The sequence below is a fragment of the Bacillus thuringiensis genome (genome assembly GCF_001182785.1).
GTDB lineage: Bacteria > Bacillota > Bacilli > Bacillales > Bacillaceae_G > Bacillus_A > Bacillus_A thuringiensis_S.
The window spans coordinates 2,351,377-2,372,954 of record NZ_CP012099.1 but is presented as its reverse complement, the minus strand read 5'-3'; the positions used below and the strand labels follow the sequence as shown (position 1 = coordinate 2,372,954).

Below are 21,578 nucleotides of genomic sequence, written 5' to 3'. Positions count from 1 at the left end.
TCCTCAGTTATATCATCAAGGTATTCTCTTCTATTACAAAGAATTTAGAGCATTTACATCATACTTTGAGCAACTCATATAGGTTTATATGTATCTATCAAGTAATTTTTGCACTATCCCCTTAAAAAATAATGCTCTTGATATATTCATCATTGCCTACACTTGTTTGCAGTTATTGGGCTGCCCTTTTCATTCATAAGCGTTGCATCTTTTATACTCTCTACTTTTCCGTTAATAAAATGGATTTTTCTTTTATTCCTTCAAATTCATTTAGTACATACATAGCTATTTTTTCAACTGCAGGTGAATCTACTATTTCCTCATGTGATCCAGGGACTGAATACCTATTTACTCTACCTTTTAATAAAGGTCCCCAATCTGTAAACAACTCTTTTCCTTCCTCAGCACTAAAGTAGAGAACTTCTCCAGAGTATGGTATTAAATCATGCTCTGCCATTAAGTTCAGGCATTTCCTATGAGCATTGATAACTTGCTTCAAATTCATAAGATCTGCATCTGGCGGGAGTACTCCTTCCATAATTAATCGCTCCACAAGCATATCTTGTTTATGGATGAGGCCTTCTTCCTGCTCAGTAAAATCTCTAGGAATGAAATGCTCATATATATATGAGAGCATATCCTCCGTTGTTTTATAGTCCTGCTCTGAAGGTACTTTAGTATCCATTAGTATCAACAACTCAACTTCCTCACCTTGATTCTTTAGTACAGTTGCGATTTTATAAGCAATTGCACCGCCTAAAGACCATCCTCCAAGACGATATGGACCTTCTGGCTGAACACGTTTTATTTCTTCGATGTAAAGTTGAATTACTTCCGGCAAAGTTAACTCGTCAATTTCTTTCTTTTCTATAAGAGGATTCTGTAAACCATAAAATGAACAATGGTTCTTAAGCAATCTTGCTAGTTGAATGTAACAGAATACATTCCCCATAAACGGATGAACGCAGAAGAAAGGTCTTTTCTCTGATTCTTGTAGTGGAACTAGCGCTACTACTGATTTCGTCATATCATGCTTATCACGAATAAGGCATGCGATTCCTTCCACTGTTGGATTCTTAATCAATGTAGACACCTTAATCTCTTTTCCAAACTTCTCCTTAATTTTTGAAACTAATTTAATTACAAGGAGAGAGTGTCCTCCTCTATTAAAGAAATCATCATTTACATAGACATCTTCTATCTGTAACACATCCTGCCAGATTTCAATCAACTGATATTCAATTTCATCCCTTGGAATGATTGGTGTAGAGAAGTTATTTTCTCTATGAATAGTTAAATTGTTCAACGCCTTTCGATCAACTTTGCCATTCGTTGTAAGAGGAATCTCGTCTACCTTAATAAAGTGAGCGGGAACCATATAATTTGGTACTTGTGTCTTGAGATATTCACGCCACTCATGCATACTACCATCTCCAACTACATAAGCAACCAATCTCTGCTCTCCTAATTTATCCTCTGTTACCAAAACTACTGCTTCTTTTACCAATGGATGCCTCTCTATATTCGCTTCAATCTCTTCAAGTTCAATACGAAAGCCCCTAATTTTCACTTGATTATCAATTCTTCTCAAATAATCTAAATTACCATCAGGTAAATAACGAACCAAATCTCCCGTACGATATAAACGCTCTTCTTCATTAAATGGATGACGGATAAATCGCTCTGCTGTTAATTCTGGACGATTCAAGTATCCTCTCGCTATACCTGCACCACCGATATATAGCTCACCTGTTACACCAACTGGAACAGGTAGCAAATTTTTATCCAATACATAAGTTTGAACGTTCGGCAACGGACGTCCAATTGTAACTCTCTTACTATCTGTTTGAATATGATAACACGTTGCATCAACCGTACATTCTGTAGGACCGTATACGTTATAAAAATCAATTTTTTCGGTCTCTACTAGCTGTTCCCATAATGACGGCATGATTGCTTCACCACCGACTAATATCTTACTTGGTACATGAACATCAGCACTTATTTCTAGCAACCCTCCATCTATAAGTAATTGAAGTAATGAAGGTGTCATATCAAACATTTCCAATTTATTCTCCCTAATATAGGACACAAATTGTTCCGGATTAGTGCGAACTTCACTTGGGATAATATATAAACTTGAACCATAAAGCAACATTTGTAATTGCTGAATAGATACATCAAAGGCAATTGACGCATTCAAACCGACGCGCATATTACTAGGTATGTCATGTGAGAAAACTTCTTTTTGTAAACCATAGGATAGGTTTATTACAGAATGGTGCTGTACTAAAGCCCCCTTTGGATTCCCTGTCGAACCAGAAGTATAGATAACATACGCTAAGTTTTCCCCTGTTACCTCACATATTGGTGAAAGTTTGCTTTCTTGAGAAAGCATTGCTTGGTCCCTATCTAGGCAAACTGTCTTGATGTCTTTAGGTATCCATCCTAGTAATACCTCATTTGTAACTAACACTTTAATTCCCGTGTCTTGTAAAATATATTGCAGGCGGCTTTCCGGATTCGATGGATCCAATGGAACATAGGCTGTTCCAGCCTTCCAAATTCCCATGAGACCAACAATCATCTCAACTGATCGATCAAAGCAGAGGCCAACTAATGACTCTGTCCCAATTCCACATTTCTGTAAATGATGGGCTAATTGATTAGCTCTTTCATTCAGCTCTCGATACGTTAGTTGCTGTTTTTCATCTACCACTGCCACCGCGTCAGGTGTACGATTTACTTGCTCTTCGAATAGTTGATGAATTACATTCTCACGTGGATAGGATATAGCATTATTATTCCATTCTTCCAATAGCTTTCTTTGTTCAGCCTCCGTAATATATACTAGCTCCGATAGATTTTGATCAATGTTTTTGAGCATTTGCATTAACACTTTGTGTAAATGACCCAGCATTCGTTCAATGGTTACTCTATTAAACTTACTACGGTCATACATTAACTTTAACGATAACTGAATTCCTGGAACTACAGCCAATCCTAATGGATAGTGGGTTTGTTCTACCCCTTTCAATTCACCAATTTCCAGATTTTCTGAAGATTCTTCTTTCACTGGATAATTTTCAAACACATATAAACAATTGAACAGCGGTGTACCTCTAGGAACCTCACTCCACCCCTGAATCTCTGTCAAAGAAGCATACTCATATTGTCTTCTTTCTATCTCTTCCTCTTGTAACTTCTGCAACCAATCTATTACTTTTATATCATCCATCAATTGAATTCGCGTCGGTGACGTTGTAATGAAAGGACCTACGATGTTTTCAACACCAATAATCTCCGTAGAACGCCCTGAGCTTGTTACACCAAAGACAATGTCATTTTCTCCACTATATCGGCTCATGAGATATGCCCATGCACCTTGAATTACTGTACTCAAAGTAAGTTTATTTCGTTTCGCCCATCCTTGTAACTCTTGAGTCTGCTCTTCTGATAAATACGTAACCTTCTCTGTGTAACCTTTTTCTTCCTCTTTATTTTCTAAGCCCAGTAAAGTTGGTGCAGTAAAACCTTTTAGCTTCTCTCTCCAGAATTGTTCCGCCTGCTCCTTATCTTGTTCTCTGAGCCATTGGATATATTTCTTATATGGTGAGGATTTAGGTAACTTTACAGCTTCTCCATTCATTCTCTTCTGATAGACTGTAAGTAATTCATTAAAGACCAATGGTAAACTCCATCCATCCAGTAAAATATGGTGATGTGTCCAAACAACCCGATATTCTTCCTCACCTTCTTGAATGACCGTTACCCGCATCAATGGTGCTTCATCAAATTGGAAGGCTTGTTTTCGATCTAATTCCAAAAAGACTTTTCTTTTTTCTTCTATCTCTTCACTTGTCATTGTACTCCAGTCTTCTTTGTTCACTTTAAATGGGATATTTTCATACACCACTTGTACAGGTTCTTCAATTTCGTCCCATACAAATGCTGTACGAAAAATTTCATGCCGCTGAATTACAGATTTCCACGCCTGCTCAAAAGTAGGAATATCCATTTCCCCTTGAATCATAAAACTCAATTGCACTATATACGGTGCAACATGTTCATCCCCTTGATCATGCAATGTGTGGAAAATCATACCTTCTTGCAAAGGTGATAGTGGATATAAATCCGTAATCTGATTGTTCTTTCCACGATGCATTTTGTTTAGTACATTTGTCAAACCTTCTTGGCTAAGATTAGCCATTGCAAAATCCGAAATGGTCAGTGCAGATTCTCTATCTGAAGATTGAATCAATCTACTCAGTTGATATAGCATATTCTGTGCAATACTTTGAATCGTTGATTTGGCAAATTGTCCAACATTGTATACCCAAGTGAACTGAAGTTTTCCATCCGTTACAACCCCAATTACATCAATTACATGCGATCGCTTGGAACCGGCAGCATGATCTAAACGCTTAAATTCGTTCTCTGGAATAAACATTGCATCGCTAGAAAACATTTGGTCAAATTGTCCAAGATAGTTAAAACTAATAGACGGTGTATATTGGGAGCTTAATGGCTCACACATTGTTGTGTTCATATAACGCAACACCCCATAATCAACACCCTTATTAGGAATTTTGCGAACTTGTTCTTTAACTGCTTTTAATGCTGCAATTGGCGTATTAGCATTAGTAATATTTAAATGAACTGGGTAAATACTTGTAAACCATCCCACGGTTCTCGATAAATCAACATCTTCAATAATCTCTTCTCGACCATGTCCCTCTAAATCTACGCTTAATATCGGCTGTCCCGTACATGCTGCTGTAGCTTGTACCAATGCTGCTAATAATACTTCATTGATTTTGACACGGTGAGTGCTTAAAGTCTCTTGCAATAACATACGGGTCTCATTCTCGTTTAACACCACAGTAATTTCCTCAGTTACTGCGCTTACTTGATTACTTATAGTACCATCTACTGGCAGTATAACTACGTCTTGTTCAACCTGCTGCTCCCAGTAATGTAGCACTTCTTTTGATATTCTAGTTTGAGCGTAATGTTGTAATTTCTCCGACCATTCTTTAAAAGATGTACTCTTCATAGGTAATTGAATTTTTTGCCCTTGGACCGCTTGCGTATATGCTGTTTGCAAATCTTCCAATAAAATTCGCCAAGAAACACCATCCACGGCTAAGTGATGAATTGTCCAAAATAATCGGCCAGTCTCCTCACCTTCATCAAAATACACCATTCTCATTAAAGGACCATCATGTAAATTCAATCTTTCTTGTGCAACATTAATCTCTTTTTGAATAACTTCATGCCAATCCGCTTCCGGCACTTCGTCTAATGAAATGACAGTCAGCATCAATTGTTCTTCAATTCCTTCATTCCACTGTTCCCAAGTCCCATTAGGTAAACGTTCATATCTTAAACGCAGGGCATCATGATGAAGTAGAAGGTTACCCGCTGCCTTTTCCAGTGATCCTATGTCCAATTTTTCTTTCGTTCTAAAGAACATGGATTGATTCCAATGATGTGGATTAGGATGATTTTGTGCAAAAAACCTTTGCTGAATAGGTGTAAGTATCGTCTCTCCAGTTATAATTCCTTGTTCAGCTTGTACACCTTGTTCTTCTTTGACTACTTGCGCCAACTCAGCAATCGTTTGCTGTTCAAATAGTTGTTTTGGTGTCAACTGTAAACCAGCTTGCTTTGCGCGAGAGACAATCTGAATGCTAAGAATTGAATCTCCACCAATTTCAAAAAAGTTATCATAAATACCAATACGTTTTGAACCTAGCACACGTTCCCAAATCATAGAAAGCTTATGTTCACGTTCATTTCTTGGGGCCGCGTAGCCTTCTTGTGTTCCTTGATAATCTGGTATAGGTAACGATTTTCGATCAACCTTTCCATTTATGGTTAGCGGTAATTCTTTCATTTCGACAAAGTAGGAAGGTATCATATGGATTGGCAGTTTTGTTTTAAGATACTCTCGCCATTCTTCTACACTACCTTCGCCCACTACATAAGCTACTAACCTCTTATCTCCCGACTGATTTTCCCTAACTATTACAACTACCTCTTTTACCAAGTCATGCTCTTGTAAAGTCGACTCAATCTCCCCAAGTTCGATTCGAAATCCTCTAATCTTCACTTGATTATCCATTCTTCCTAAGTAGTCTATATTACCATCAGGAAGATATCTCACAAGATCGCCTGTTCTATATAACCTCTCGCCTTCTTTGAATGGATGAGAAATAAATCGTTCGGATGTTAACTCTGGACGATTCAAGTACCCCTTTGCTAGACCTACTCCTCCGATATAAAGTTCCCCCATCACACCAACTGGAACTGGCAACCTATTACTATCTAATACATAAGTTTGGACGTTAGGCAATGGACGCCCAATTGTTACTCTCTTACTATCTTTTTTGATATGATAGCATGTTGCATCAACCGTACATTCTGTAGGACCATATACATTATAAAACTGTATTTTATCAGTCTCTACTAGCTGTTCCCATAATGACGGCATAATTGCTTCACCACCAACCAGTACCTTACTTGGAACATGAACGCCATCGCACGTTTCTAACAATCCGGCATCTATAAGTAATTGAAGCAATGAAGGTGTTATATCAAAGATTTCTAACTTGTTCTCCCTAATATAAGCTACAAACTGCTCCGGATCACTTCGTACTTCATTCGGAATAATATACAAACTTGAACCATAAAGCAGCATTTGTAATTGCTGGATAGATGCATCAAAGGCAATTGACGCGTTTAAACCGACATGCATGTTAGATGGTATCTCATGTTCGAAAACCTCTTTTTGTAAACCATGCGACAAGTTTAGTACAGAATGATGCTGTATCAAGACACCCTTTGGATTCCCCGTTGATCCTGAAGTATAGATAACATACGCTAAGTTTTCTCCTGTTACTTCACATTTTGGTGAAAGAATGCTTTCTTGTGAAATCATTGCTTGATCCCTATCTAGACAAACTATCTTGATTTCTTTAGGTATCCAGTCTTCCAATGACTCGTTCGTAACTAATACTTGAATTCCAGTGTCCTCCAAAATATATCGTAGACGACTTTCTGGATATGATGGGTCTAATGGAACATAGGCTGCTCCAGCCTTCCAAATCCCCATAATACTAACAATCATCTCAACTGAACGCTCAAAGCAAAGTCCAACCAATGATTCATTCCCAATCCCGCATTGCTGAAGATAGTGGGCCAATTGATTAGCTTTTTCATTCAGCTCTCGATACGTTAACTTCTGTTTTTCATCTACCACTGCTACCGCATCAGGTGTACGATTTACTTGCTCTTTAAACAGCTGATGAATCGTACTTTCCTGTGGATATGCTACAGCATCATTATTCCACTCCTCCAACTGTTTTTGCTGTAATCCTGACAATATAGGCAACTTAGCTAATGATTTATCAGGATTCTCCACGATTACATTCAACCAGTTCCCAAAATGTTCAGCCATGGATTCAATAGTTAAGCTGTCAAATAAATCAGTTCTATAAACAAAAGTAAGTAATAAACCCTCTTCCACTTCTGCAGCAGTTAAACTTAAATCAAACTTAGCGATAGGAGCATTACTTTCCATTACTTCTATATTTCTTCCATGTAGTTCTGGTAGCTTCTGTCCCGTATTTTGCAAAGTAAACATGGTTTGGAAAATCGGAGAATGGCTTGTATTTCGTTCAGGTTGGATAACCTCTACAATTTTCTCAAACGGAACATCTTGATACTCATACGCCTTCAATGCTTTTATCCTCACTTGAGACAACAACTCTTGAAATGCCGGTGCATTACTTAAATCAGCTCGATAAACCAATGTATTGACAAAGAAACCAATCAGCCCTTCAATTTCTCGATAATTTCGATTTGCAATTGGGCTGCCAACAATAATATCCGTTTGTCCCGTATAACGAGCAAGGAAACTTTGATACGATGCCAATAAGGTCATGAAAAGTGTGGCCCCTTCTTGACGACTTAGTTCGTTTAATTTATCCAGTAATGAGCGCGATAACAAAACATTATGAGTTAATCCATGGTGGGTTTGCACTGGCGGACGCGGACGATCCATTGGCAACATTAAGACTGGTAACTCACCGGATAATTCTTCCTTCCAATACGCAAGTTGTTGATATAGTACTTCATCTTTCAACCATTCTCTTTGCCACTGAGCAAAATCGGCATATTGAACTGGTAGTGGTTCCAGCTCTGCTTGTTTTTCACCAATCGCATTCTCATAAAATGCCATCCATTCTTGAAGTAAGATTTCCATCGACCATCCATCTGAGATAATATGATGCATATTACATAGAAGAACCCATTCTTCTTCTGAAATTCTTATGAGTTTCCCACGGAACAATGGCCCTTTTTCTAAATCAAATGGAGATTCGACTTCAGTTTGAATCCATTGCTCCAACTTTCTTTCTCGCTCCTCTAATGAAAGCTTAGTTAAGTCCATTTGCAGAAGCGGACGGAAAACGTACGGTTGAATCCGCTGCATAGGATGGCCATCCTCTTCATAAAATACAGTCCGCAAAGATTCATGACGCTCTATCAACTGATTCCATCCCAACTCCAATGCCTCAGGTAACCAATTCCCTGTAAGACGGCATGCCATTGGCATATTATAAAGTGCACTATTAGGTGCAAATTGATCAATAAACCATAAGCGCTGTTGGGCATAAGACAGTGGAATATTTCCCCCTCGTTCCATCGGCATCAATGGTGGAATTTCTCGTTTTTCGCTCCCCTTACGTAACTGATCTATTCGTTTCGATAATGCCTCGACCGTTGAATATTCGAACAGTTCACGTACTGGCAATTTGATTTGAAAGACTTCCTGTAAGCGTGAGACCACTTGTGTAGCAAGTAGAGAGTGACCACCGAGCTCAAAGAAAGAATCCTGAACATCAATGTCTCTTATTCCTAGCACTTGACTCCACACTGAAGCAATAAGTTCTTCCAGCGGAGTTCTTGGGTATACAGTATTTTCAGCGGATTGTTCACTAAGTATAGGCAATGCCTTCAAATCAAGCTTTCCATTCGGTGTAAGTGGTAAAAATTCCATCTCAATAAAGTTTGTTGGAACCATGTAATTAGGTAAATGTGTTTGTAGATGTTCTCGCCATTCATGGACACTTCCTTCACCAACTACATAAGCTACTAATCTCTTATCACCTTGATTATCCTCTCGCGCCAATACAACAGCTTCTTTCACAGAAGAATGCGCCTGCAAAACAGCTTCTATTTCTCCCAATTCAATCCGGAAACCACGAATTTTCACTTGGTCATCTATACGTCCATGGAACTGGAGATTACCATCAGAAAGATAACTTGCTTTGTCTCCTGTATAATAGAGACGTTCTCCTGACTTGAAAGGATGTGGAATAAATTTTTCCTTTGTAAGATCCAGACGATTAGCATATCCACGTGCAAGGCTCTTCCCTCCAATATAGAGATCTCCAATTACACCAATTGGTACTAGCTGAAGATGAGAATCTAACACATAAACTTCTGTATTCGCAATCGGTCGACCAATCGATGGCGTACCTGTTGTCACTCCTACAGGTACGTAACAATCTGTGGTAACAACGGTATTTTCCGATGGACCATACTGATTAATTACCACAAAAGGAATATCGTTAGATGGATACTGCGTTAATTGATCCCCACCAGTAATGATAAAACGAAGCTCCGTTTTATCTGGCCAAGATAATTTCAATAGTCTTTCCAGAATAGGCGTAGGTGCAAAACTAACTGTTATTTGTGAATCGATGAGCCAGTCCCTTAGCGCTTCTGGATTAATTCTCAGTTCCTCTGTTGACAAGTAGAGTGCTGCGCCAGCAGTTAGATACGGCCAAATCTCCTGGACAGCCGAATCAAAAGCAACCCCTGCAATCTGAGTCGCACGATCCTCTGCTGAAATTTGATAAACTTCTTGATGCCAAGAAACCATATTCATTAATGAGCGATTTTCAACCATGACACCCTTCGGTTTTCCTGTAGAACCAGAGGTATAAACAATATAGGCTAAGTTCTCTGGATTTATTTGACGTGTAGGTGCGATTACGCTTTCCACCGTTAGTTCTTCTAACCTCACCATTTCGACGTGTGCGAAATGTCCTTCTTGTCCTTCCGCCGTCACTACAAATTGAATTCCTGCATCTTCAATCATGTATTCTAACCTTGATTTTGGATACAACGGATCTAAAACAACATAAGCTCCACCAGCTTTTAAAATGCCTAGTAAACTCGCCATTAGCTCAGCTGACCTTGGAAGATAAACTCCTACCACTGACTCTGGGGCTACTCCCTTTCGCCGTAAAACATTTGCCAACTGATTTGCTTGTGTATCCAGTTCACCATAAGTCCACTGTTTTGTTTGATCAACTACCGCAATCGCATCCGAACGCCTTGCTACTTGCTCCTCAAATCTGTCGCAAATAAGACCCTGATGAGACATTTCCATTACAGTGTCATTCCATGTTTCTAATAACAAAGTACGCTCGGGTTCTGATAACATGCTTAGGTCATGCAACGGATTTTGTGGGTGATGAGAAACTTCATATAGCCATTTCTCAAAGTGTCCTGCCATCCGTTCAATAGTAGTAGCATTGAATAAATCCTTATTGTACTCAAAAGTAAAAAGTAATCCCTCTTCCGTCTCAACTGCCATTACACTTAAATCAAACTTTGCAATTGGACTATGGCTTTCTATCATTTCAATACTTCTACTAGATAACACCGGAAACTCTTGTTTCATATTTTGCAAAATGAACATAGTCTGGAAGATTGGCGAATGACTTGTACTTCGCTCCGGTTGCACAACTTCTACAATTTTTTCAAATGGAATATCTTGATATTCATACGCCTTCAATGCCTTTTGACGAACCTGATACAGTACATCTTGAAATGTCGGTCTACCACTCAAATTAGCTCGATAAACCAGCGTGTTAACGAAGAATCCAATTAGTCCTTCAATTTCTCTATAATTCCGATTCGCAATTGGGCTTCCGACCAGGATATCTTCTTGTCCCGTATAACGAGATAGAAAACTTTGATATGCAGCTAAAAGCGTCATGAAGAGTGTAGCCCCTTCTTTTCGACTAAGTTCATTCAATTTATCATGTAGCGTGCCTGGCAGAACCAGAGTGTATGTCGACCCGTGATGAGTTTGTATTGCGGGACGCGGGCGATCCATAGGAAGTTGGAGTACAGGAAGCTCCCCAGACAATTCTTCCCTCCAATATTGGAGTTGTTGATCAAGCACCTCCTCCTTTAGCCATCCTTTTTGCCACTGAGCAAAGTCAGCATATTGAACCGGTAATGGTTCAAGTTCCGCTACCTTTCCATCCGTTGCTTTCTCATAAAATGCCATCCATTCTTCAAGTAGGATTCCCATTGACCATCCATCTGAAATGATATGATGTAGAGTACAAAGGAGTATCCATTCTTCCTCTCCCACATGCAAAATACTTGTCCTGATTAATGGACCTTCTGTTAAATCAAATGGCACTTCTGTTTCTTGTTGAATTAAACGTTTAACTTCTTCTTCTTGATCTTCAGAAGAAAGCATAGTTAAATCCGTTTTCGGAATTGATTGAAAAGCATGCGGTTCAATTTGCTGTACGGGTTGACCGTTCACTTCGTGAAAGACCGTCCGCAGTGATTCATGACGTTCTCTTAGTTGATTCCATCCCGTTTCCAATGCTTCAAGTAGCCAATTCCCTGTAAGGCGGCATACCATTGGCATATTGTAAAGGGCACTATTAGGTGTAAATTGATCAATGAACCATAAGCGTTGTTGGGCATAAGATAGTGGGATAGCTTCTCCTCGTTTCATTGGTATTAGCGGCGGAATCTCTCGTTTTTTATCTCCTTTACGTAACTGATCTAGTCGCTTTGCCAGTGACTCCACCGTTGTATATTCAAATAGTTCACGTACTGGTAATTCGATTTGAAAAATTCCCTGTAAACGTGAAACTACTTGAGTAGCTAGTAGTGAATGACCACCGATTTCAAAAAAGGAATCCTGAACATTAATATTTTTTATTCCTAACACTTGGCTCCAAACGGAAACAATAAGCTCCTCCACTGGTGTTCGTGATGAAGTAATATCTTCACTTATGAACTGTTCTTCTAATTCCAGTAAGGCTTTCCGATTCACCTTACCATTTGGAGTGAGTGGCATACCTTCAATTTTGAAAAAGTATGCCGGAACCATATAATGTGGCAGTTGCTTCTTGAGATATTCACGCCACTCCCCAGTATCGCCTTCACCCACTACATAAGCTATTAACTGCTTATCTCCTGGTCGATTTTCCTTCACCAACACGACTGCCTCTTTTACAGATGAGTGATCATGTAAAGCTGCTTCAATTTCTCCCAATTCAATTCGGAATCCTCTAATTTTAACTTGGTTATCTATTCTTCCAATATATTCTAAGTTACGATCATTCATATATCTCACCAAGTCACCCGTTCGATATAATCGTTCCCCCTCCTTAAAGGGATGCGGAATAAAACGTTCAGTAGTTAAATCCGGTCGATTGAAGTAGCCACGTGCTAATCCTACTCCTCCAAGGTAAAGTTCCCCTGCCACACCAATCGGGACCACTTGTTGATATTGATCTAACACATACAACTCTGTATTATTAATCGGACGACCAATCGGAATAAGCATTGGTTCTTTTTCTAAATCACAATCGTAATAAGTCACATCCACAGTTGCTTCAGTAGGACCATACAAGTTAATTAACTTTGTTTGCTGAGCATTGTAAAAGATCCCCTTAAACCGGCGAACCTGCTCAGTGTTTAACGCTTCTCCACTAGTAAAAACTTGAATTAAAGACGAGACATCCCTTTTCGAATTATATAGTTCCATATAATCTAAGAAAGTAGATAACATCGACGGAACAAAGTGTATGGTGGATACACGGTATCGTTCAATATACTCCTCAATCACCGCAGGATCTTTCTCTCCTCCTGGTGGAAGTAAACAAACACGTGCTCCTACAAATGACCACCAAAATAATTCCCAGACAGAAACATCGAACGAAAACGGTGTCTTTTGTAGGATTGTATCCTCCTCGGACAATGGATATTTTTTCTGCATCCACTGTAGGCGATTGATAACGGAATGATGTTCAATCATTACCCCCTTTGGATTTCCTGTCGAACCCGAAGTGTATATGATATAGGCTAAGTTATTTGCTGTTACTCCACTTACCGGAGCTAAATTACTCTCTTTAGAAATCATCACTTGATCCCAGTCTAAACAAATTGCTTGAATATCTTTAGGTAACCAGTCCTGTAGTGCCTCTTTTGTTAACAGCACTTGAATTTGTGAATTCTCCAAAATATATCTTAGGCGTTTTTCGGGATAACTTGGGTCCAGTGGAACATAAGCCCCACCTGCCTTCAAAATCCCAAAGAGACCAATAATCATATCAGGAGAACGTTCAATACATATACCAACCAATGATTCAGGTCCGATACCTCGTTTTTGTAGAAAATGTGCCAATTGATTCGATTTTTCATTCAGTTCTTGATACGTTAGCTTTCCACCCTCATAAACTACCGCCACTGCATCAGGTGTCCGTGCAACTTGCTGCTCAAATAGCTCATGAATCATACGATCATGACCATAAACTACGTCCGTATCATTCCATTCTTCTAGGAGTTGTTTTTGCTCAGTATCCGATAACATTGACAGCTTTGTATATGATTCATCTGGATGATACGTGATTTCATTTAGCCAGTTCTCAAAATGTACTGCCATACGCGCAATGGTACTACTATCAAATAAATCCGTGTTGTATTCAAATGAGACGAATAGACCTTCTTCCACTTCATAGGCAGTTAAGCTCAAATCAAATTTAGCAATAGACATATTACTTTCTACCATTTCAATACTTCTATCAGGCAAATCTAGTCGTTCTTGTTTTATATTCTGTAGCGTAAACATGGTCTGAAATATAGGGGAATGACTCATGCTTCGTTCAGGTTGCACAGCTTCTACCACTTTTTCAAATGGGATATCTTGATATTCGTATGCTTTTAACGCCTTTTTCTTTGTTTGGTTCAAAATCTCCCGAAAAGTAGGGTTGCCACTCAAATCTGATCGATAAACCAACGTATTAACAAAGAAACCAATTAATCCTTCTACTCCCTTATGGTTCCGATTTGCAATCGGGCTACCAACTAGAATATCTTTTTGTCCCGTATAACGAGCAAGAAAGCTCTGGTATGCGGACATTAAAGTCATAAATAAAGTAGATCCTTCTTGTCGACTTATATCCTTCAATTGACTGAGCAATTTATAAGGAAAAATCACATGATGCGTAGCCCCAGAGTAGGTCTGCTTAACCGGCCGAGGTCGATCCACTGGCAGTTGTAAGATAGGAAGCTCACCAGATAATTCTTCCTGCCAATACGTAAGCTGACGATTTAGCACATCACCTTGCAACCACTCCTTTTGCCACTTCGCAAAGTCTGCATATTGAATGGATAATGAACTTAATTTAGCAGGATTTCCACCCATTTCTTCTTCATAGAAAGCAAGTAATTCATTCATGAATATACCAATGGACCAAGCATCAGAAATAATATGATGCATCGTACACAGTAATAACCATTCATCCTTCTCTAATTGAACAAGCTGATTACGAATTAAAGGACCATTCATTAAATCAAATGGTTCTTGCGCTTCTCTCGCAATTAAACTATCTACCTCTTTTTCTTTTTCTTTTACTTTTAGAGGAAGTTGAGAGTAATCCCTTACAGGTAATGCTCTAGGAAGAAATTCGAGAATTTGTTGCACAGGCTGTTCTCCTACTTCTTTAAAAACAGTTCGTAATGATTCATGACGTTCAATGAGTCGATTGAATCCCTTCTCTAATGCTTCAGGTATCCAATTTCCTTTTAGATGCCATACTGTTGGAATATTATATAAAGAACTGTTTGGGTTAAATCTGTCCATAAACCACAAACGTTGTTGCGCATAAGACAACGGGAGTGCTTCTTTATTCTCCTTTTTTTGCATTTGCTTCTGAAGCCATGCTCTCTTCTCAGGAGAAAGTGAACTCAGCTTTGCAAGTAAATCACTTCTCATTTTTTTACCCCTTCCTCAATCAAATTACTCTCGAATATCCCATGTGCTTCTTCCTCTGATAGCTCTTCTAATTGCTTAAGCAGTTCTAGTAATTCTTCATCATTACTGACTGCTGCTTCTTTTTGAATATAGTCTTGAAGACTTACATTCTCCTTAATATCATTCTGCATTTCTTGATTTTTGTTATAGAGCAATTGATCAATCTGTTCTGCCAATTGCTGCACCGTATGAAACATAAATAAATCATGCAATGGTATCTCGATTTCAAAAGCCTCTTTAAGATTGGAAACAGCTTGCGTAGCGAGTAGTGAATGGCCACCAATTTCAAAAAACGAATCTTGAATTCCGATGTTTTCCATACCTAAAACTTCATGCCATATCGAAACGATTGTTTTTTCCGTAGACGTACGAGGAGCAATATAACCACTTGCTATCTCCTGTCTCTCTGGCGCTGGTAAGGCCTTCCTATCAATTTTCCCATTAGGAGTGAGTGGAAATGCATTTAATCCAACAAAATAGGCTGGAATCATATAATTTGGTAGTTGATCCTTGAGATAATCACGCCACTTTTGAGCATCCCCGTCTCCTACAACATAGGCGATCAAACGCGGATCGCCAGGATAATCTTCCCGCACCATCACAATAACTTCGTTAACTAGTGTATGCCTTTGTAATGTCGCTTCAATTTCTCCTAGTTCAATCCGGAACCCACGAATTTTCACTTGATGATCGATTCGTCCAACATACTCCAAATTTCCATCTGGTAAATACCTTACTAGATCTCCAGTCCGGTATACTCGCTCTCCTTCTTTAAACGGATGCGGTATAAAACGATCTTGCGTTAAGTCAGGGCGGTTTAAATATCCACGCGCTAACCCTGATCCACCAATGTATAGCTCACCAACTACACCAATTGGAACCATTTTTTGTTCGGCACTCAGTACATATACTTCTGTATTGAATATTGGTTTACCAATTTGTGGTACCCTATGCATGTCACACTTTTCTAATTCCATATACGTGGAATACGTAGTATCTTCGGACGGTCCATATAGGTTGTACACCTTTTCGATCGTACTTCTCTCGTATAAATCTTGAACAAGCGAATATGGCAATGGTTCTCCAGCCAAATTCATCACCTTTACCGAAGAAGGGATTGTTTTTGCTCGAACCAGTTCCTTCGCTGCCGATGGCACAGTATTAACCAAAGTCACACCTTTGGTAGACAACTTCTCTAGATGTAGAGCATTTTCAGTGACAATCACCTTACCACCCATCGTTAAGGGAACAAACACTTCAAAAACAGATAAATCAAAAGATAGCGAAGTTGAAGCTAACACTCCCGCTAATTCCTTTCGAGAATACGTGTGATGCGCCCAATGAATCATTGTTACTGTATTCCTGTGCTCAATCATTACTCCCTTTGGATTTCCAGTGGAACCTGAAGTATAGATAATATAGGCTAAGTTATCGCCCGTCACTTCACTCGTACATACTGTAGTTACTTCTTGTTCTATTTCTGCTCGATTACGATCAATACAAATCACGTTGACGAATTTAGGTATAACCATTTTTTGTTGTAACTTTTCCTGTGTCACCAGTACCTTTATTTGAGCATCTTCTAAAATGTACTGCAGTCGACTTTCCGGATACGCTGGATCAATTGGGACATATGCTCCTCCCGCCTTCATAATTCCTAAGAGACCGACAATCATCTCAGATGAACGTGTAACGCAAATCCCAACTAATGATTCGCATGTTACACCATTTTTTTGTAAATAATGTGCCAACTGATTCGAGCGTTCGTCCAACTCTCGATATGTTAGTTCTTCATCTTCGCACACTACTGCAATTGCTTCTGGTGTTTTTTTCACCTGTTCTTCAAACATTGTATGAATCGTACTTTCTTCCATATCTATAACACGCGATTTATTCCATTCCTCTAGTAGTTGCTTATATTCTACTTTCGATAACATATTCAGTTCTGATAGTACACATTTTGGATGAGAGACAATTTGATTTAACCAATGTTTAAAATGACTTGCCATACGTTCAATGGTTGTATCATTAAACAAATCAGTATTATATTCAAAGGTTAGTGATAATCCTTCTTCCGTCTCAGAAGCAAATAAACTCAAATCAAATTTGGCAACAGAAGCATGGCTTTCCATGAGTTCCATTTGTCTTTCAGATAGCTGAAGAAATTCTTGTTTCGTATTCTGTAAAGTAAACATAGTTTGGAATATTGGTGAATGACTTGTATTCCTTTCAGGTTTTACGAATTCTACCACTTTCTCAAATGGGATGTCCTGATACTCGTATGCTTTTAGCGCTTTTTTTCTTACCTGCGACAATAGTTCTTGGAACGTCGGATTCCCACTGAAATCAGCTCGATAAACCAACGTGTTTGCAAAGAATCCTATTAATCCCTCAATCTCTTTCACATTTCGATTAGCGATTGGGCTTCCAACTATAATGTCGTCCTGTCCTGTATAACGAGAAAGGAAGCTTTGATACGCTGCCATCAATGTCATAAATAAAGTGCATCCTTCTTGCAAACTTAAATCTTCGAGCTTTTCCTGTAGGGAATTCGCCACTATTAAGGACTGACTTGCACCACGATGGGTTTGAACTGCAGGTCGAGGACGATCCATCGGTAATTGTAAAACCGGTAGTTCCCCAGATAATTCTTCCTTCCAATATTGAAGGTGCTGATTCAAATTCTCCTCTTTTTGCCATTCCTTCTGCCACATGACAAAATCTGCATATTGGATAGATAACTCCTTCAATTCCACTGGTTTTCCGGTTAGTGCTCCTTCATAAAAAGCCATCCATTCTTCAAGTAAGATTCCCATTGACCATCCATCTGAAATAATATGATGCATCGTACAAATGAGAACCCATTCTTCCCTGTCCACTTTCAATATTCGTGTTCGAATCAGAGGATCTTGTCCAAAATGAAATGGTTCCTCCGCCTCGTTTTGAATAAGGCGTTTCATTTCTCTTTCCCTATCTTCCAAAGAAAGATCTGTTAGATTCGTTTGAGGAATATGTCTGAACACATGAGATTGAACCTGTTGAAAAGGTTCACCCTCTTGTTCTAGAATTGTCGTCCTTAATGATTCATGACGCTCCAACAATTGATTCCATCCGACCTCCAATGCTTCAATTGACCATTTACCTGTTAAGCGACACGCTGCATGAATATTGTACATAGCACTATTTGGCATTAATTGATCAATAAACCATAGACGTTTTTGCGCATAGGAAAGTGGGATAACTTCTTCTCTTTTCATAGGTACAAGAGGAGCAACCTCTCGTTTTTTATCTTCTTTTCGTAACTGATCTACTCGTTTCGCCAATGCTTCCACTGTATCGTGCTTGAAAAGTTCACGTAATGGAATTTTAATTTGGAACAGTTCTTGCAATCTAGAGACGATTTGAGTAGCAAGTAGTGAGTGCCCACCACGTTCAAAGAAGGAATCTTGAATACCAATATTTTCTGTTCCTAACACTTGACTCCAAACCGAGGCAATAAGCTCTTCCGATGGCGTCCGAGGTAGCGCATTTAAATCTTCAATAGCTTGCTCATCAGGTGCTGGCAAGGCCTTTCGGTCAATTTTCCCATTCGGAGTAAGCGGGAAGTGTTCTAACTCTATAAAGTGCGCTGGAATCATATGATTCGGTAATTGGTTTTGTAAATACTCTCTCCACTCTTGGGTATTTCCATCGCTTATTACATATGCAACCAATCGTTGATCACCTGGACGATCTTCTCTAACTAATACAACAGCCTCTTTAATAAACGAACATTTTTCTAAAGTTGCTTCAATTTCTCCTAATTCAATCCTAAAACCACGCATTTTGACTTGATGATCCATTCTACCTATAAATTCTATATTTCCATCAGTTAGATATCTTACTGAATCTCCTGTTCGATATAGTCTTTCCCCCAATCGAAATGGGTGCGAAATGAATTTTTCAGCAGTAAGATTCTGACGATTTAAGTATCCACGCGCTAAACCAGCACCACCAATATATAACTCACCCTCAGTTCCTATTGATTGCAAGCGTTGATTTTGGTCTAATACATATAATTGCGTGTTCTGTATTGGCTGCCCAATAGAAACAAATTCTTGATTAGGCTGAATATCAAATGCATTCACATAAATAGTGGCTTCAGTTGGTCCATAAAAGTTGGTTAATTTCACTTGTTCACTATAATTCCATTTCTGTTGAAATCGTCTAACTAACCCTGAACTTAGTTCTTCTCCACCAGAAAATACATGGCGTACGGACGAACAATTCATGTTCAATTCAATATGATTGAAGTGATCTAAGAAAACAGATAACATCGAAGGTACAAATTGAACTATAGTAACCTGATGTTGTTTAATCACTTCAGCTATAATAGAAGGATCTTTTTCTCCACCTGGAGGTAGGAAAGATACACTTGCACCAACGTGAATGCCCCAAAACAATTCCCAAACAGAGACATCAAATGAGAATGGCGTTTTCTGCAAGACCACATCCTTTTCAGAAAGCGGATATTTATGTTGCATCCATTCTAGATAATTAATTACTGAATGATGCTCAATCATTACTCCCTTTGGATTCCCTGTAGATCCTGAAGTATACATAACATACGCTAAATTTTCTCCTGTTACACCACTTATACATGGGGTTGTTTCTTCTTTTTCAATTGCAGTGTAATCTTTATTCATACAAATCGTTTCTATATTTTCAGATACAAACAAATTTTTAGAATTCTCTTCCGTCACTAGTACTTCGATTCCAGCATCCTCTAATATATATCGAAGTCGACTCTCTGGATAAGTAGGGTCAAGTGGAACATACGCTGCTCCTGATTTTAGAATACCTAATAACGCTATCATCATTTGTAATGAACGTTCCATATATACCCCAACTAGAGACTCTGGGCCTACACCATGCTTTTGTAAATAATGAGCTAACTGATTTGCACGCTTCTCCAACTCTTTATAGGTAATTTGTTCATTTTCGTAACTAGCCGCGATTGCTTCCGGTGTTTTTTTTACTTGCTCCTCAAACATCGTATGAATCATGCCTTCAGCCGAATAATTAACTTGAGTATGATTCCATTCCTCTAGTAACTGTATTTGTTCTTCTTCTGTTAAATGAGTAATTTCAAATAGTTTTGAATCTAGGCTCTTCGTCATCTGAATTAATATTTGCAATAAGTGATTCTGAATCAGATTTATTGTTTCTTCATTAAAATAGCTTCGATCATACATCAACTTTAAAGTAATCTTCTTACCGGGCATTACAATGAGTGTTAAAGGATAATTTGTTTGTTCCGTGCTTTTAACATCTAGTAATCTTAAATCATCATTTCTCTCACCTTGAATTGGATAATTTTCAAACACATACAAGGTATGAAATAAGGAGCAATTTCGCGGAACCTCACTCCAGCCTTGAATATCTATCAACGAATTATACTCATACTGTCTTCGTTCCATTTCTTTCATTTGTATTTTACGAAGCCAATCTACTACTGATGCATTATCCGTTAATCGAATTTTGGTAGGTAATGTGTTAATAAATAGCCCCACCATATTCTCTGCTCCTATTAAATCAGTAGGACGTCCAGCGCTAGTTACGCCAAATACGACGTCACTGTCACCGCTATACCTACTCATCAAATAAGCCCATGCACCTTGTACTAACGTATTCAACGTTAATCGACTATTTCGTACCCACTTTTGTAAACTCTCAGTAAGTTCCTCAGATACTTGATAAGCAAACTCTCCATAACCCTTCTCTTGTCCTTGATCCTTTCTTTCCATTGCTAATGGAGTGGGTGCATAGAACCCTTTTAATTCTTCTTTCCAAAATTCCTCTGCTTGACTTTGATCTTGTTTATTTATCCATTGAATATATTTTTTATAAGGAAGAGATTTAGGAAGATTCAACAATTCTCCCTTTATCATCTTGAGATAAACTTCCATCACTTCACTAAAGACCAATGACACACTCCATCCATCTAGCAAAATATGATGATGTGTCCAGATAATTCTCGTTTCCTCTTTTGCTTCTTTAATCGCAGTGACTCTCATCAATGGTGCTTCATCCAATAAAAATCCTTTCCTACGATCTGCAGTCAAAAACTGTTGTAATTTCTTCTCCTTCTCCTCATGCGAATAGGTACTCCAATCCTCTTGATGAATAGTAAAAGGAAGACATTCATAAACTGCTTGTAGAGGTTTTTCTACTTCCTCCCAAACAAATACTGAGCGCAGAACCTCATGTCGTTGAATAACATATTCCCAAGCTTTTTCAAAAGTAGCAATATCCAATTGCCCCCCGAGCAAGAAACCTACTTGTACAATATAGGAAAAAGAATGTTCATCATCTTGATCGTATAAAGTATGAAACAGTATTCCTTTTTGCAAAGGTGATAAACCATATATATCAATAACGTCTCCCATTT

The 21,578-nt window shown here is 38.6% G+C and carries 2 protein-coding genes; both read right to left on the bottom strand.

Annotation, left to right across the window (positions count from 1 at the left end; translation table 11 throughout):
- Positions 1 to 220 precede the first annotated feature (220 nt).
- Entirely contained in the window at positions 221 to 15,109 is a 14,889-nt protein-coding gene (locus AC241_RS12230) for a non-ribosomal peptide synthetase (RefSeq protein WP_050843626.1), read from the bottom strand.
- On the bottom strand, positions 15,106 to 21,576 hold the full coding sequence (locus AC241_RS12225; protein ID WP_050843624.1) for a non-ribosomal peptide synthetase: 6,471 nt from the start codon (positions 21,574 to 21,576) through the stop codon (positions 15,106 to 15,108). Before AC241_RS12225 ends, AC241_RS12230 begins: the two co-directional genes overlap by 4 nt.
- Positions 21,577 to 21,578: the final 2 nt, after the last annotated feature.

Bases quoted from the DNA above. Each gene is read 5' to 3' on its own strand.
- AC241_RS12225 (WP_050843624.1), bottom strand. From the start codon at position 21,576: ATGGGAGACGTTATTGATATATATGGTTTATCACCTTTGCAAAAAGGA.
- AC241_RS12230 (WP_050843626.1), bottom strand. From the start codon at position 15,109: ATGAGAAGTGATTTACTTGCAAAGCTGAGTTCACTTTCTCCTGAGAAG.